This is a genomic window from Paenibacillus sp. Y859 (assembly GCF_056786405.1).
In genome coordinates this window covers 34,988-51,784 of the sequence record NZ_JBXCIZ010000011.1, presented here as the reverse complement: position 1 = coordinate 51,784, position 16,797 = coordinate 34,988, and the positions used below count along the sequence as shown (strand labels likewise).

At 40.4% G+C, this 16,797-nt stretch carries 16 protein-coding genes; 13 read left to right on the top strand and 3 right to left on the bottom strand.

All coding sequences use genetic code 11. The annotated features are described in order from the left end of the window. Positions 1-26: 26 nt before the first annotated feature. Positions 27-1,247, bottom strand: coding sequence for a glucose-1-phosphate adenylyltransferase (locus AC1TO8_RS18560; protein ID WP_482057119.1), 1,221 nt, complete (start codon positions 1,245-1,247; stop codon positions 27-29). A gap of 185 nt (positions 1,248-1,432) precedes the next feature. Here AC1TO8_RS18560 and glgB point away from each other — a divergent pair, with 185 nt between their 5' ends. The 5 genes from glgB (at position 1,433) to AC1TO8_RS18535 (ending at position 8,809) form a co-directional block, all read left to right on the top strand. Continuing rightward, positions 1,433-3,352: a 1,4-alpha-glucan branching protein GlgB gene (gene glgB, locus AC1TO8_RS18555; RefSeq protein ID WP_482057118.1), complete on the top strand. Its 1,920-nt coding sequence runs from the start codon at positions 1,433-1,435 to the stop codon at positions 3,350-3,352. Continuing rightward, the gene (gene glgA / locus AC1TO8_RS18550; protein ID WP_482057117.1) at positions 3,349-4,782 is read left to right on the top strand and encodes a glycogen synthase GlgA; all 1,434 of its coding nucleotides are present in this window, start codon (positions 3,349-3,351) and stop codon (positions 4,780-4,782) included. The genes glgB and glgA overlap by 4 nt, the downstream gene beginning before the upstream one ends. Positions 4,783-5,760: 978 nt before the next feature. After that, entirely contained in the window at positions 5,761-7,227 is a 1,467-nt protein-coding gene (locus AC1TO8_RS18545; protein ID WP_482057116.1) for an ABC transporter substrate-binding protein/permease, read from the top strand. Next, positions 7,214-7,936, top strand: coding sequence for an amino acid ABC transporter ATP-binding protein (locus AC1TO8_RS18540; RefSeq protein ID WP_482057115.1), 723 nt, complete (start codon positions 7,214-7,216; stop codon positions 7,934-7,936). The genes AC1TO8_RS18545 and AC1TO8_RS18540 overlap by 14 nt, the downstream gene beginning before the upstream one ends. Positions 7,937-8,158: 222 nt before the next feature. Continuing rightward, a complete protein-coding gene (locus AC1TO8_RS18535) occupies positions 8,159-8,809 on the top strand; it encodes a 3D domain-containing protein (RefSeq protein ID WP_482057114.1) in 651 nt (216 codons plus the stop codon). Positions 8,810-8,927: 118 nt separating this feature from the next. Here the strand turns inward: AC1TO8_RS18535 and AC1TO8_RS18530 are convergent, their stop codons facing one another. After that, a complete protein-coding gene (locus tag AC1TO8_RS18530; protein ID WP_482057113.1) occupies positions 8,928-9,806 on the bottom strand; it encodes a polysaccharide deacetylase family protein in 879 nt (292 codons plus the stop codon). Positions 9,807-9,966: 160 nt separating this feature from the next. Here AC1TO8_RS18530 and AC1TO8_RS18525 point away from each other — a divergent pair, with 160 nt between their 5' ends. The 7 genes from AC1TO8_RS18525 (at position 9,967) to AC1TO8_RS18495 (ending at position 14,579) form a co-directional block, all read left to right on the top strand. Continuing rightward, positions 9,967-10,662 (top strand): dihydroorotate dehydrogenase electron transfer subunit, encoded by a 696-nt coding sequence (locus AC1TO8_RS18525; protein WP_482057112.1) that lies wholly within the window; start codon positions 9,967-9,969, stop codon positions 10,660-10,662. Next, positions 10,655-11,587: a dihydroorotate dehydrogenase gene (locus AC1TO8_RS18520; protein ID WP_482057111.1), complete on the top strand. Its 933-nt coding sequence runs from the start codon at positions 10,655-10,657 to the stop codon at positions 11,585-11,587. The genes AC1TO8_RS18525 and AC1TO8_RS18520 overlap by 8 nt, the downstream gene beginning before the upstream one ends. A 42-nt stretch (positions 11,588-11,629) precedes the next feature. After that, positions 11,630-11,989, top strand: a complete 360-nt coding sequence (gene lpdD, locus AC1TO8_RS18515) for a prenylated flavin chaperone LpdD (RefSeq protein WP_482057110.1) — start codon at positions 11,630-11,632, stop codon at positions 11,987-11,989. 38 nt (positions 11,990-12,027) lie between these two features. Continuing rightward, positions 12,028-12,699, top strand: a complete 672-nt coding sequence (locus AC1TO8_RS18510) for a PspA/IM30 family protein (protein ID WP_482057109.1) — start codon at positions 12,028-12,030, stop codon at positions 12,697-12,699. A 148-nt stretch (positions 12,700-12,847) separates the two neighbouring features. Beyond that, a complete protein-coding gene (locus tag AC1TO8_RS18505; RefSeq protein ID WP_482057108.1) occupies positions 12,848-13,252 on the top strand; it encodes a DUF350 domain-containing protein in 405 nt (134 codons plus the stop codon). 32 nt (positions 13,253-13,284) lie between these two features. Next, positions 13,285-13,791: a DUF4178 domain-containing protein gene (locus AC1TO8_RS18500; protein ID WP_482057107.1), complete on the top strand. Its 507-nt coding sequence runs from the start codon at positions 13,285-13,287 to the stop codon at positions 13,789-13,791. 11 nt (positions 13,792-13,802) lie between these two features. Beyond that, positions 13,803-14,579, top strand: a complete 777-nt coding sequence (locus AC1TO8_RS18495; RefSeq protein WP_482057106.1) for a DUF4247 domain-containing protein — start codon at positions 13,803-13,805, stop codon at positions 14,577-14,579. 480 nt (positions 14,580-15,059) lie between these two features. On the opposite strand, the gene xerS is transcribed toward AC1TO8_RS18495, so the two are convergent. Next, positions 15,060-16,145, bottom strand: a complete 1,086-nt coding sequence (gene xerS, locus AC1TO8_RS18490; protein WP_482057105.1) for a tyrosine recombinase XerS — start codon at positions 16,143-16,145, stop codon at positions 15,060-15,062. A gap of 160 nt (positions 16,146-16,305) precedes the next feature. Here xerS and AC1TO8_RS18485 point away from each other — a divergent pair, with 160 nt between their 5' ends. Further along, entirely contained in the window at positions 16,306-16,791 is a 486-nt protein-coding gene (locus AC1TO8_RS18485; RefSeq protein ID WP_482057104.1) for a GNAT family N-acetyltransferase, read from the top strand. The last annotated feature ends 6 nt before the right edge of the window (positions 16,792-16,797 follow it).

Genomic DNA, 16,797 nt, shown 5'->3' with positions numbered 1-16,797 from the left:
TTTATTAAAAGATCATCATGTTTGAATTATAACAATTCAGCACGAAGAAGCGCAGAGTTCTCATATGCTTCCTTAAGCAAACGGACAGGTTGTGTTCGTAATGTGGGTACAATCGACTTTTGAAATATGATCTCCCGAGGTCCAACGACAAACAAATGGTTTGCAGAACCTTGAATAACAGAACCATCCTTTATAACGGCTCCTTCGCCAATAATTGCATATTCTATAGTAACATTACGCCCGATTTTAACGTTGGGCATAATGACGCTATCTCTAACTTCTGAATTCTTACCGATCTCAACCCCGCCAAAAACGACTGATTTTTCAGCACTTCCATCTAAAGTACAAGCGTCAGACATCATGCAGTTTGAAATTTTCCCGGATTTATTCTTCGGGGGACTTATCTTTGTGTGCCAGGGACGACTGTACATAGGCCAGTTGCTCTTATGTAGTTCCCAATCAACATTATCATCCAATAGATCCATATGCGCTTCCCAAAGGCTATCAATCGTGCCTACATCTCTCCAGTATCCATCAAATTTATAGGCGAATAGGAGATCTTGTTTGGATAACATCGTTGGAATGATGTCCTTTCCAAAGTCATGAGAAGAAGTCAGTTTAGAAGCATCGTCGATTAATAGTTGTTTTAAGTATTCCCATTTGAAAATATAAATTCCCATAGAGGCTAAATTACTGTCAGGTTGTGCTGGTTTTTCTTTAAAAGTATTGATCTGCATATCGCTATCTATGCCTAAAATACCGAAACGACTAGCTTCCTTCCAAGGAACTTCCATAGCAGAAATGGTGACTTGTGCATTCTTACTCTTGTGTTGCAGTAACATTTCGTTATAATCCATGTGATAAATATGATCTCCGGACAGAATGAGCACATGTTCAGGATTGTAACGATCGATATAATCGATATTTTTGTAAATAGCATCTGCTGTACCTGAATAATCAGTCCCCGTTCTATAAGATGGCAGAAGTGAAACGCCGCCGCCTTCGTTGTTGTGTAATCCCCAAGGTTCACCAATGCCAATATGATCATGTAATGAGTTTGCCTCGTACTGGGTCAGAACACCAACTGTTTTAATTCCGGAGTTAACGCAGTTACTAAGAGGAAAATCAATAATACGATAATGACCGCCAAATGGCACTGCTGGTTTGGCCATCTCCGCTGTAAAAGGTGCTAATCTGCGACCTTCTCCACCCGCAAGTAACATAGCAATACATTCTTTTCTAATCAAGTTGTTCCCTCCTAATTGTTGTGCAATGTAGTAATACGTAAAGCTCTTTAATCCCACATGAAAGGAGTATATTGAAATAATCATGAAATATTACAAGGATAATAATTAAATATCATTCATATTTTCACTCTGATTGGAATAGGCTAGGGGTAATGATGACTATAATTGAATAAGAAGGTGATAAGTTGATGGATCAGAACAGTACGCTGGAATTGATTTCAGACCAAAATAGTTTTTTGTTTCATGAAGGAACATCCAACCATAGTTACCGTTTCCTTGGTGCACACCCAACCATAGAAAATGGACTTCATGGTGTCCGATTTACCGTATGGGCACCACGCGCAACTCACGTGGGATTAGCGTTAGATATGAATGGTTGGAATGGCTTAAATCATTTATTACATAAGATGCCCAAAACCGGATTATGGAGTCGCTTTTTCTCAGATGTAACTGTTGGAACATTATACAAATATCAAATCACGGGTCCAGAAGGAGAAAGTTTCCTCAAAGCAGATCCTTATGCATTTCAAGCAGAAGTTAGACCAGCTACAGCATCTGTAGTGTCTTCGTTGGATGGATACCAATGGAATGACTCCGCATGGTGTCAACAATTAGGACAACCTTTTCAAAAACCACTTAACATATATGAAGTTCATTTAGGCACTTGGAGACAGAAGGAGGATGGTACATTATATTCTTACTCCGAAATGGTCGACTTACTCATTCCGTATGTGAAAGAAATGGGATATACGCATATTGAATTTATGCCTTTGAGCGAACATCCTTACGATTTATCATGGGGATATCAAGGAACAGGATTTTTTGCAGTAAGTAGTCGTTTTGGGACTCCACATGAATTTATGTTTTTAGTTGATGAATGCCATCAAGCAGGACTTGGTGTCATTATGGATTGGGTACCGGCTCATTTCGCTAAAGATGCCCATGGTTTACGGATGTTTGATGGCACGCCATGTTTCGAATATGAAGATTCCTTTAAAGCTGAGAAACTGGGTTGGGGGACATTATCCTTTGATTACGGGAAGCCAGAGGTCATATCATTCCTTATTTCAAATGCCTTATTCTGGCTAGATATGTTTCACATTGACGGGCTTCGCGTAGATGCAGTCACGAGTATGATCCGACTTGATTTCGATAAACAAGTAGAGCAACATCAATTGAATGAGGCTGGTGGAGTGGAGAACTTGGAAGCGATCGCTTTCTTGAAGCAGCTGAACACGACGATCTTTCGTTACCACCCCCATGCATTAATGATGGCGGAAGAATCTAGTGCATGGCCGGGTGTTACTTCCCCCGTGGATCTCCAAGGATTAGGATTCAATTACAAGTGGAATATGGGTTGGATGAACGATACGCTGGAATACATAGAACAACCTTACTGGGATAGACCTTCCAAACATCATTTGCTTACATTTCCCATTTGTTATGCATATGCAGAGAATTTCGCTTTACCCCTATCACATGATGAAGTTGTTCATGGCAAGAAGTCGCTTTTGAATAAAATGCCTGGGAGCTATGAGGAGAAATTTGCTGGGCTACGCTGTTTGCTTGGATATCAAATGACTCAACCAGGAAAGAAACTACTCTTCATGGGCGGTGAATTCGGACAATTTATCGAATGGAGAGATCAAGAACAATTAGATTGGTTGTTGTTGGCGTACGATAAACATCGTCAAACCCAGTCTTATACGAAGGCATTGAACCATTTCTATCTAAATGAAAAAGCACTTTGGGAGCTGGATCATGTGATGGAGGGACATCAGTGGATTAGTGCAGACGATTCATCACAGAGTGTGCTTTCGTATATACGAAAAGGAAAGAAAACAGGTGATGAGCTCATCATTCTCATTAACTTTCAACCTATTGTAAGACGAGAATATCGCATAGGTGTTTTGAAAAAAGGGGTATATAAGTGTGTATTTAATAGTGACGAAACCGAGTTCGGAGGAGAAGGCGAAGAGATTGAATATTGGGTGAAGACAAAGAATGTTCCTTGGCATCATCAGAAACAGAGTTTTACCATTACGATTCCGTCGCTCAGTATGCTTATTTATAAAAGAGAAGTTAGAAGGAGAGATGAATTGTGAAAGTGTTATTCGCTGCAGCGGAAGCGGTACCCTTTATCAAAACAGGGGGATTGGCAGACGTCATTGGCTCTCTTCCTAAGGCACTCCATCAACAAGGGGTAGAGGTTGCTGTTATTGTACCCAAATACCGGGGAATCCATCAAAAATACCGTGATAGCATGATACCTGTGAGTGAAATCGTCGTGCAGATGGGTTGGAGAAATCAGTATTGCGGGATTGAAGTCATGATTCAGGATGGTATTCCAATTTATTTTATTGATAATGAATATTATTTTGGACGAGATAATGTATATGGATATACGGATGATGGAGAGCGCTTTTCCTTTTTCAATCGGGCCGTTCTTGAGGTGATTCGTGAGATCGATTACCAAGCAGATGTCTTACATTGTCATGACTGGCACACAGCGATGATCCCATTGTTACTTCAAGCTCAGTATCGACATGATCCTTTTTACTCACATATGCGTACTGTGTTTACTATTCATAATTTACTGTACCAAGGGATATTCCCATATGAAATGTTGGGGGAGCTATTAGAGTTGGATAATCAGTACTATCTTGGTGTTGAGTATTTCGGACAAGCTAGCTTTATGAAAGCAGGTATTCAATTCTCTGATCATGTGACAACTGTTAGCCCTACGTATGCGAAGGAAATTCAGACCTCCCAATACGGATATGGACTAGAAGGGTTGCTAACTTCATTAGGGGGTAAATTGACAGGGATCGTAAATGGGATTGACACGCAGAGTTATAATCCAGCTAATGATCCCAACATTCACACTAACTATCAGTTGAACTTTGATTTGAAGAGAGAGAATAAAATTGAACTTCAGCGGGAATTAGGTCTGCCCATAGCACCTAAGGTACCTCTGATTGCTATGGTCACTCGGCTAGTGGACTCTAAGGGGCTAGAGTTAGTCATAAGAATTCTAGATGAAATGTTGTATTATGACGATATTCAGTTGGTAATGATGGGTACGGGTGATCCTTATTACGAACGTTGGTTCAAGGAAGCCGCTCAGCGATATCCCCTTAAATGTTCAGCACTGATTACCTTTAACGAAGGGTTATCACGTAAGTGTTATGCCGCTAGTGATCTATTCCTTATGCCATCCAAGTTTGAACCTTGTGGAATTAGTCAACTTTTGGCTCTACGGTATGGTAGCATCCCTGTGGTTCGTGAGACAGGAGGTTTGAATGACACCGTTCATGCCTATAACGAGTTTACGGGAGAAGGAAATGGATTTACTTTCAGTGCATATAATGCGCATGATATGATGCATACGATTCGCCGTGCCGTGTCGTTCTATCATCAGCCAGAACCTTGGGGACGGATAATGAAGAATGCATCCCATGGCGATTATAGCTGGGACGTCTCAGCGCGTGAGTATATGAATATTTACGAGGGTCTAAACGTGATGCGGAAGTGACTATTGAGGGTGGGAAGGGAATGCGGATTTAAAGGCGGACCGCAAGCTTTTCGCTTCATGCCAAATCCCTTCTTTTGTTCTATTCTGAGGTTTCATCTACTGCCTCATACCATGGGTGAAGCGCATTTCGTACATTTTGCAAGATGATTTTGGTACAAATAAGCTATTAATAATGGGTTACTTCAATATCCGTAAATTTCAAGATATTAAATGTAATAAATGGGCATAGCTATAATCAAGTATATCAATACTTGGAGGTGCTGGTTGACGTAACAAATGCCGATGTAGAAGACTTGATGATAATACAGATTGTTTTAGAGGTTGGTATGAGGCTGAACATAGAGAATTATTTGAGGATAAATGTGGGAAAAAAGAATAGCTACTCCAAATGCGAATGGATTAGAAAAATCATTACATATGTAATTTTAATAACAAAAGTCACTCCTCTTCAGAGTGACTTTTGTTATTACTAAGCAAGTATTAAACCATTATCAAAGTGATTATTTATCGGCTTAACCTAAAAGTCAGAGCTTGACTGTTCAATTGGAATCGCCCTATTTGGTTGAATAATCTTGAGCCATAATAAGAGAGAATAGGTTGGATGGAGTAGGAAGTATGAAGCAGCGCAGGTGACGGAATTGTCCTGAAGAAGCGATAGCGTTCGCCTACAAGCTTTCCGCAGGAAAGCTACTTCGGAAGCATATGCTTTGCCATCGGATTTCAACCGCTAAGCGGTATAAAATCAAGAAATCGGAGGGCAACAGCGATCGTAAGGATAATCCGTCAACGTAGCGACATCCTAGACTAATGTTTGCCAAGCACTAGTAACAGTATTTAGCTTAGTTATTATTTTAACGATTTAATGAATGTCATTGCATAATAATACATTTTCACTTATGATTGTTCAGTTGTAAAATACTTTATTGTGACGGATTAACGATCTGTCATATTTATTAATGGTAAGGAGAGGACAGGAAGTTGAAGAAATATAATCGAATCATTGCGATTCTACTCAGTGCTATCATCCTGTTAGTTATGGGTTTGCAGACGACAGAAATCGTAAGTGCAGAACAAGAAACTACGAAGACCACCAAAAAACTAGTTCTTGGAACAAGTGCCGAGTTTCCACCTTATGAATTTCATAAGACGATAGACGGAAAAGACCAAATTGTTGGTTTCGATATCGAAATTGCGAAGGAAATCGCTAAAGATCTTGGGGCTGAACTTGTCATTGAAGACATGGGCTTTGATAGTCTACTATCTGCGTTGCAAAGTGGGAGAGTGGATTTTGTTATTTCGGGTTTAACGCCTTCGGAAGAACGTCGTCAAAGTATTGACTTCTCGAATGATTATTATTTGGCACAACAAGTTGTCGTGGTGAGAGCGGAAGATCAAGAGCGATTCCCGACGATGAAAGAACTTGAGAATGAGAAGATAGGGGTGCAAAAAGGTTCGATTCAAGAAGAAATCGGAATGGATATTCCTAATGCTCATCTGACTTCATTGGAAAAAATACCGGATCTTATTTTACAGTTACGGACGAAACGAATCAACGCCATCATTATGGAAGATACAGTCGCTCAGGCGTATTTTGATTCGGAGATTGTTCTTGCTGCTGCTGTGCCAGAAAATGCTGATTCCTTGGCAGCCATTGGAATTCAGAAAGGTAATGTTGAGCTACTGCAATCGATCAATGAGACATTGGAGCGATTGAAGAGTAATGGTGATATCGATCGATTGGTTAAAGAAGCGAGTCTTCTAGCGGCTGATAAGCAGGTATCAGGGAATATATTTAATATTGCTTGGAAATACAGAAGTTATTATGTACAAGGGATCGGATATACGCTCTTGCTGTCAGCACTAGGTGTATTATTTGGCTTCATTATCGGTCTGTTCATCTCGTTACTACGTATGACAAATATAGGGTTGTTGAAGTGGCTAGGTTCAGCTTATGTTGAAGTGTTACGAGGCACACCAATGCTTGTACAGCTTATGATTATGCATTACGGCATAGCCTTAACATTTGGTGTTAATTTCTCGCCACTGCAATCCGGTATTATAACGTTATCGATTAATAGTTCAGCATATCTTGCGGAAATATTCAGAGCAGGTATTCAGGGCGTAGACCGTGGACAAATGGAGGCAGCACGCTCGTTAGGGATGAAAAGAAGCACAGCGATGCGCCATATTATATTACCGCAAGCATTTAAGGCTGTTCTACCGGCAATTGGTAATGAATTTATTACGATTATTAAAGAATCGTCGATTATCTCCATCATCGGAATGGCTGATATTATGTATCAGGCTGGTGTTGTGAAGAATATTACGTATCAAGGACTAAGTCCATTTATTATTGCAGCGGTTATTTATTTCTGTATGACGTTTGCATTGTCCAAGGTACTGGGAGTTGTAGAAAGGAGGTTGAGTGCTAGTGATCATCGTTAAAGATCTTCATAAATCATACGGGGAATTAGACATTCTTAAAGGAATTGATGTAGAGATATCTAAGGGTGAGGTTGTCGTAGTGATTGGTCCTTCGGGTTCAGGCAAGAGTACATTTCTACGTTGTCTCAACCTGCTTGAACAGCCAACCTCTGGAGAAATATTATTTCAAGGTAAATCGATAACATCTTCCAATCATGACATCAATGCTACACGTGAGAAAATGGGGATGGTGTTCCAAAACTTCAATCTGTTTCCTCATAAAACCGTCGGTCAGAACATTATGTTAGCTCCACTTACCGTTCAGATGAAGTCGGCAAAAGAAGCGGATTACATCGCGAATAATCTATTGCAAACTGTAGGACTATCTGATAAAAAGGATGTCTATCCGAATCAATTATCGGGAGGACAGAAGCAACGTGTTGCTATTGCTCGTGCGTTAGCGATGCAGCCACATGTTATGTTATTCGATGAGCCTACTTCAGCGCTCGATCCTGAAATGGTAGGAGAGGTGCTGGAAGTTATGAAGAAATTGGCTGTGCAAGGCATGACGATGGTCATCGTTACGCATGAAATGGGGTTTGCCCGTGAGGTGGGTGATCGTATTCTATTCATAGATGAAGGTCGTATTATGGAAGAGGGTTCACCTGAAGAGGTATTTAATAACCCGAAGAATATTCGTACGAAAGAATTCCTTAGTAAAGTGTTGTAGCAATGAAATAGCCTAAAAAAACGAATTGATATATAGAGCAGCACGGAGGAAAAGATGACGAAAAAGTCATTGTTACCTCCGTGTTTTTTTACGATAAAAGGCGTCATAATCATGTTCATAGTGTCACTTGGGAAACATTACATATTTAAAGGTTACAAAGTTGTGATATATTAGTTGAGCCGAAACTTTGCAGGCTTTCATACAAGGAGGAGCACAAACACAATGAATATTAAATTTAAAACAATTAAAATGTTTGCAGCAGTAATAGGAATTGCTATGGTGGTACAGGGTGCACCTGTTCATGCAGAAGCTGTTCATGTAACGAAAAAGGGCGATACGTACTTCAAACTATCCCAACAGTATGGTGTGGATCTGAAAGAATTGATCAATGCCAATGCCAATAAGAAAGAAAACAATATCTATCCAGGAATAAAATTAACGATACCAACGGCTAAGAAGACAGTGTCAGCTACATCTGTAAATTCAACTGCTTCGATTCTAAATGTCACAGAAGATCAAAAAGTGGTGAAAGCATGGGGCAAAACATTTAATTATAGCAAAACTTTAAATGTCAAAGCGTCAGCCTATTCTGCTGCTGCTAGTGAGAATGGTAAATGGGGAGCCGTTGATTACTTCGGTAATCCACTCAAACTAGGCACCATCGCTGTAGACCCCAAGGTTATACCAATGGGGACAAAAGTATTAGTGACTGGACATAGTCATGATGGTCTTCCCAAGGATGCATTTGTTGCAACGGCAACGGATGCAGGCTCGGCAATAAAGGGCAATCGAATAGATATATTCATTCCGGGAAGCCAACAAAGTGTAAGAGTATTTGGATATCAACAGATTGAGTTGTATTTCATAAACTAAGTGAAATATGGAATAGAATCGTAAAGTGCGTGTTCAAAAGATGACTTTTTGAACAACCTCTTAAAGGGTAGTCCTATAGGCCAATGATAATGGCTTATGGAACTACCCTTCTTTATCGTTATTTAGGGACCGGAATCTTCTCGACACTTATCTGAAGTAATTCGGGAACGGTTACGAAGGAGTATCCTTTCTTTCGCAGGTTCAAAATAATTTCAGGAAGGGCTTCTATCGTTCCTGTTAGATCTGATCCGATGCCCCCGCCTGCATGTTGGAGAATGATGGAACCCGGTCCGACCTGGGACAGAATATTCTTCTTCACTTCGTCTTTACCAATTCCTTTCCAATCTAGAGAATCTACATTCCAGTTAATAATTTTATAGCCTTGCTTCTTAGCCCATTTCAGTTGCTCTTCAGTAATTTCCCCATAAGGAGGACGGATCAGCCTTGGCTTATAGTGAATTAATTCGTTAAGAATTTGCTCGGTTGTGTTAATCTGACTTTGAAAATGTTCCAAGGAGATCTTGGTGAATTGGGGATGATCATAGGAATGGTTACCTATGGCATGCCCCTCACGCTGAATTCTTCTTACAATGTCAGGATGATCTTTTGCGCGTTTGCCAACAACAAAAAAAGTAGCCTTTACATGATATTTAGCTAATATATCTAGCACAACGGGTGTGAATCGAGGATCTGGAACATCATCGAAGGTAAGAGCGAGTCTTTTTTCCCTCGGGCCTCTAGTTTTCATCGTTTCAGGAAATTTCCGATATAGTTCAGATAATGTAGCTGAAGAATTCTTTTGCTGTTGTTCTTTTGAATTTTTCGAAGAAGAATGATCATTCTGTGAATGTACTACAGGTTCCGACATGGGGCTTGAGCTTGCTATTGCACTTTCTGTGGAAGATAACGCTGCCTGAATATCATGTGGTGAAATGATAGAGAGGCTTCCGGCTATGACAAGAAAGAACAAAATGATTAAAGTAATTTTTCTGAACATATGTACAACCTCCGAACTATTTAATATGTGAGGAATTCAACTATGTTGTTATGTCCTGAATGTGTTAATATTATTCTTAGAGAAGTTAGTGAAAAAAGTCACTTAATTATAATGTAGTATTAATTATGAATGGATTTTGGTACATAGGAGGCGTTTGTGGATGGGGAAAGTGATAACCAATGAACAGGTATCTGAACAAGTGTATCTGATGAACGTAGAGGGGCATTATGAAGGTAAGATGGGTCAATTTTATATGTTGCGAGCATGGGGGAATTATCCGTTACTCTCTCGACCGATTAGTATATTTAATAGAACGGATGGAGGGATAGAATTCCTGTATCAGGTGGTCGGGGAGGGAACGGCACTACTTGCTGGACTTCGACCGGGAGATTCTTTATCTCTTGAAGGGCCTTATGGTAATGGGTTTCCCGAGGTAAAAGGGAGAGTCGCACTTGTTGGTGGTGGGATTGGAATCGCACCGCTCTATTATTGTGCACAACAGATCCCGAATGCGGACATCTATCTCGGTTTTAGCAAAGAGTCATACTTATTAGATCACTTTAATACTGTAGCAGGAAAATTGTATACGAATGTTGGCGGATACATTGTTGAAGACATCGATTTCCATCAATATGATGCGATACTATCGTGTGGGCCGCATGGCATGATGAAAGCTGTTCAGTCGAAACAACAGCAATCACAATGTTCAGCAGATGTCTATATTTCACTAGAGAACCGAATGGCATGTGGCATTGGGGCATGTCTAGTGTGTAGTGTGTCGTGCAAAGATGGCCGTAAAAAGGCATGTACAGATGGACCTGTGTTTGCTGCAGAGGAGGTATGTCTACATGATTAATTTAACATGTGAAGTTGCTGGAATTCCTTTTAAAAATCCAATTGTGATGGCTTCAGGAACTTTCGGATTCGGCAGAGAGTACGGTAAGTTATATGATCTATCTAAGATCGGTGGCATTAGTGGGAAAGGTCTCACATTACATCCTAAAGCGGGTAATGAAGGGCTTCGTGTATTTGAGACGCCCTCAGGGATGTTAAATAGTGTTGGGCTTGAGAATCCAGGCGTACCCTATTTCCTAGAGCATGAATGCGCCTATTGGGAGACACTGGATACCGTCAGAATTGCTAATCTAGGCGGTAATTGTTTAGATGACTACATACAGGGTGCCATTCTGATCCAAGAAGATCACAATAGAAGACAAGCGCTAGGTCGAGTAGCCGTAGATATGATCGAATTGAATATTTCATGTCCTAATGTAAAAGAAGGCGGAATAGCCTATGGAGTAAAGACGGTGGCAGCGCAGGAAGTCGTTCGACAAGTAAGGCGGGCAACTAGCTTACCATTGACGGTCAAGTTGTCTCCAGGTGCGGAGAATTTGGTGGAAATGGCTCTGATGTGTGAGAACGAAGGGGCAGATGCCCTATCTCTCATTAATACGATTTCCGGGATGAAGATCGATGTGCGTCGTCGTTCAAGTGTTTTTCGTAACTCTTATGCTGGGCTGTCTGGTCCTGCGATTAAACCAATTGCATTACGTATGGTACACCAAGTCGCTCAGCATGTGAAGATACCTATTATGGGAATGGGTGGCATTGTGTCTGCGACGGACATCATTGAATTTATTATGGCAGGGGCTGCTGTGGTGCAGGTGGGTACGTATAACTTCATGAACTTGCGTGCAGGTCAGGATTTGGTTGAGGGTTTGGAGCAATTTATGCTGGAAGAGAATATTAAGTCTTTGGACGAAATCCGCGGAATCTTATAGAATAGATAATAGATTCATATTTCTTTCGAAAGGCGGATGTATATGATTGAGTTTAATCCAGATGACATCCAAATCATTGAAGTTCCAGTGGGACGGGATATGATGCTGATCATCACAGGTGGGGCTGCTCACATTGGCGCTGTATCCACGGCTTATCGAACTTCCGATGGAATTGAGGTACAAACGTCGAATATACCAGGACATAAGGAGTATACGATTAGTGAGGATCTAGCGCGTAAAGCTGTAGAAGTGCTAGATAGGACAGTCACCGTGGCCGCAGGTATACATTATGATCAACTTACGAAAGTAGAGATTCAGTCGATCGTAGCCATCGTGAATGAAAGAATGGATAATTATTTGAATAAAATGAAACGTTCTATGTCTTTATCACGTACACCTTAGTATGAAGAAAAAACATACTCCTGGGAGGAATGAATTTTATGTCCATGTTCAAAAGATTACGTGATGTAACGATGTCCAATATTAACAGCTTGATCGATAAAGCGGAAGACCCTATCAAAATGACGGATCAGTATATTAGAGATATGCATGAAGATCTTGAAGATGCTGAGAAAGCTGTAGCAGCACAGATTGCTATCGAGAAGAAATTCAAACAACTCTATGAAGAACAAGATGCGTTAGTGAATAAACGTACACTACAAGCTCAGACAGCTGCACAAGCGCAGAATATTGATCTTGCCCGTCGCGCTTTGGAAGAGAAGAATGCAGCGGAGTTGAAGAAGAACGAATATAAAGTGAACTATGATCAGAATAAAGCATCTGCTGATAATCTACGTAGCAAGCTTGAAGAAATGCGTAAGCAATTAACGTTAATGAAGAATAAAAGAGAAACATTAGTAGCGCGTTACAATGCTGCCAAGGCACAAACGGAGATTAACAAGGCTATGACAGGCTTCAGTACGGATTCTGCGGCAAGTGGACTCAAACGTATGGAAGATAAGATGTTACACATGGAAGCGCAAGCTGAAGCAAGTAACGAAATGACTTCTAGCGAGAAATCTTTGGACGATGAGTTTGCAAGTTTAAATAAAGACCAAGCGGTTGAAGATGAACTTGCAGCACTTATGAAACAATTCGGGAAACAAGAATAGTAGAAGAAGTTCAAAAAGTCATCAGTAATAAGTATAAATAGTTACCATATGTAATATGACAAGCGAAGGAGCTAATATGTGATCATAACTCCTTCGTTTTGATATGAGAATAATGTGAAATTTATTGCCGAATGGGGTTGAAGAGGTCATGGATTTTGAATATGTATTAAGAGTGTTGGTCTGGACAGGTGTAGGTTCGGTATTACTGTTCATTCTGCTATATGTGGACTCATTATTTACAAAGTATAAGGATTTCGAAGAAGTTAAAGCGGGAAATATGGCGGTAACGACCCGGATGATTCTGAAGCTTGTCGCACAGGGTTACATTCTTTCCGTATCTATATCTACCTCCAATGTATTACTTGAAGCGATCGTTGTTTCAATTATATCCTTTGTTGTACTACTCATTCTGGAAAGTATTGTCCGTATATTACTTAGAGGATGGGCTAAGCTGGATCTTGATCTAGGAACACAACAAGGTAAATTAGGTTATGGACTATTTGCTGGATCATTGCATATTGTAGGAGCTCTAATCATTACAGCTTGTCTGTAAGTTGAACTAACGTCGATAAGGGGTCGCAGAATATGAGTATTTGGAAAAGAGTAGGGAATCTATTTGCTAAGCCGGAACCGCCAATACGAGAGAAGAATGTGTTGGGGCTTGCACCAGGTGATATATGTGAAGTATCGCTAGTTACGTACGAAGTGGTGGGAAGAGTCCATAATCGTAGTCGGAACGCGGTTGTACTTACGTTGCAAGATGGTCAGGATATCGCTTATTTTCATATTGAGGAACGGGAAAATATCCAGTATGCGTTGTATAAGCCGATTGATGGAAGGTTGGACAATCCAAATGAGGTTCCGAGCATCGTCGATTTGGATGATGTAGCCTATCATTTGGAGGAGGAGTACGACGGGAATGTACTTGTAACTGGGAAAGCACCATTCATGCAAGGTGGGGAGCAACATGTGTGGCAATATCAATCTGATGATAATCAACTGCTGCGGATTGAATGGCAAAATGGACGCTTCATGATGTATGAAGGCGAAAGTGTGATACCGGCAGATGTAAAGATCATTCGGGCAAGCTAGGAGTGGATCAAGTGAAGAAACATTCAGTTCTTTCAATAAAGTGTTTGATCGTTCTTGGTTTATTAGTATCTCTATTGAGCGGTTGTGGTGCGGGTGGCTGGGGCGATTTAGGGACAACGATGAAGTCGTATCCGCTTGAATCCGTAAATAAAGATGGCAATGCCACATCTTATGTATATCGGGCAGAAGGTCAGAGTGTACCTGACGTTGCTGCTGAACTATCTGAGGATCGTCAGCCGGATCAGATTTCGGCAGAAGATTCGGAGCGAATGTTCCTTGTTTATAATGATGAATGGTACCATTTACAACAGGATCCAGATAACTCTGAGGATACGCTGATTGAAGTTGACTCAAAGGAATATGTCCAGAAGAATTATGACTCGAGCTTCCTTGAGGGATACATCGCTGCAAGTATTATAGGTAACATGTTCGATTCATTAGGGCGAAGTGGTACTTATCGTGGATATTCTAGTAAGGACGTATACAAACCGAATCAGGGAAGCTATTCTAAACCAACGACCAGTGATAAGAAAATGACACCTCCACTCACCGTGGAGAAAAAAGGGCTCATCACGCGACGTGGAAATACTAGCAATTCATCTAGTAGCAAACGATCTGACGACACTATATTCAACCGAGGCAGCACCCCAAGTAGGGGAAGCATTAGTAAGGGAAGCGATAGTGGCAGTGGATCTAGTATTTTTGGTTCTTCTAAGAATAAGAAATCGATTAGTAAGCCGAAAACAAGAATAGGTTCGGGTAAAATTAGCAGAAGAGGTCGAAGGTAGTTCATATATTTCTTTGATAAAGGCGGCTTCCCATTCACATTTGAATGAGAAGCCGCCCTTATTTACATGGTAGAAAGAATAAGTTTCTTTAGGGATTTTCAGATGTATTCCTGGTGAATTATGGATGGAGAACGGAAGGCCGACGGAAGTAAGTACCTAAACAACACTTAAATTAGAAAAAGCGGCTCCGATATAGAGAGTCGTTAATTAGTATTTTTAAATTTTCGAACAATATAACGTAGTAAAATAATTGTGATGATACATATAAAAATTCCTGCAATACTAATACTAAATTCATCTTTTCGAATAGTCATAATTTTTAAGATATCAATATTAAGTAAGTGACCTATTAAAGAATACATTAGGATAATTGCCGTTGCTATTATATACTCGTTCTTTCTTGTCATCATTCGTACCCCCCAATCCTTTTCTATAGCAACCTTCTTTCAAAGAGCATTGCTTGCACTTTCAATAGGGTACTTAAGTCGACTCCACACGTCGTTCAATCGCTTCGGACATCGTTTTATCTGTTAGATGGGCATATACTTCTGTCGTCTCTGTAGAGGCATGCCCCAACTGTTCCTTCGTCTTGTAAATATCATTCTGAAGATAGTAATCGGTTGCGAAGGAATGTCGCAGTTTGTGCACCGTCAGGAAGGGCTTGCCGAATCTAGTAGCGTATTTAATGATCATAGCCTGAACAGCACGCTTGGTCATTCGCTTTCCATCTTTTTGACCATTTGGGATGGTGAGAAAAAGGGCCTTCTCTTTCTTCGGTGCATGATAACGAGTCTGCCTTAGACTAAGGTATAATGCCAAATCATCCTGCGCTTGTTCACGGAAATAGACTGGCGTTTTGAATGTTTCGTCATTATGCCCTTTGCGGAATATGTATATTAGTTTATTGTTGAAGTCTAGGTCATCCGTATTCAAATTAATGATCTCTGATACACGGAGTCCTGAGTTCAGAATAAGGCTAGCGATACAAGCATCACGTTCTTTGTTAAGCTCATAGGAGTAGAGCGCTTGTTTGTTATCAGCGACATCAATCCCGTAGCCTACAAGAATATAACCTATAAATTCCAGTAACTCTTCTTCTTCAAGGATTTTTCCTTTTAACTTAGCAGCCGTATCCTTCGGTTTGTGTATACGTTTGACTTCTACTTTGGCCATAATATTACGTTTTAATAAGGGATAGAAGTCCTCATCCTCAGCGATCTGGCTTAAATAATGAAATAATGAACGCAGGGATGATAACTTACGAGAGATGGTTACTTTGGAATTGGCACCCTCCCTACGGGTCGTGAGATAGAGCCTATAACTCACAACGTTTTCCATACGAAGCATTTCCAGTTCGGTTAAGGTCACTTTTGAGTTATGGTCGGCTTCAGAGAGTAATTCGCCACGTAACCAGTTAAAGAAAGTTTCGTAATCCCGTATGTACTCTAGCAGCGTAGATGGAGAGAGATCAGGTAATTTATAATCGATGAATTGTTGCACGAACCAGGGCATGCCGAGAACCTTTTCATCGAGCCGTTTGCGATCAATATCTTTTTGTATATTCACGGATGCACCTCCTTAATTAATAGAGTCTAACTGTTATTTTACCATAGGTATGGATAGAAGTCTTAGAGATGGCATGGAAGAGTAAATGTAAGAGTATAATTGCGAAGTTGCAGGACAACGTTATATAGTAGGTTCAGATAAGATGCGATGGGGTGAATTTATGGAAATGAAGCTTGAATGGGTTCCGATTGAACATAAAGACGTTATTCATCATTTAATGCAATTTTATTTATATGATTTCACAGAGTTTTTGGATATCGAGCTTGAGGAGACAGGGAAGTTCGAAATGTATCCAGATTTGGATACATTTTGGGAAGAGGAAGAAGGAAGATTTGCAATATTGATATCTACTTATAATAAGCCTGCAGGATTCGCTTTGGTGGAACGACTAGATCATTCATTAGAGGCTGATTATTATATGACTGAGTTTTTTATTATGAAGAAGTATCGTCGTAGTGGTCTAGGAAGTTGGGCAGCGAAAGAGCTTTTTCAACAATATAAAGGGAAGTGGAAAGTCACGCAGCTCAGAAATAATAGGCCAGCTCAGAAATTCTGGCAGAAGGTAATCGGTGACTACACGGGTGAAGACTACGTCGAGAGGGTACTTGCAGACAGCGGAAATGTAAGCCAGTATTTCAAGTCATAAGCAGAT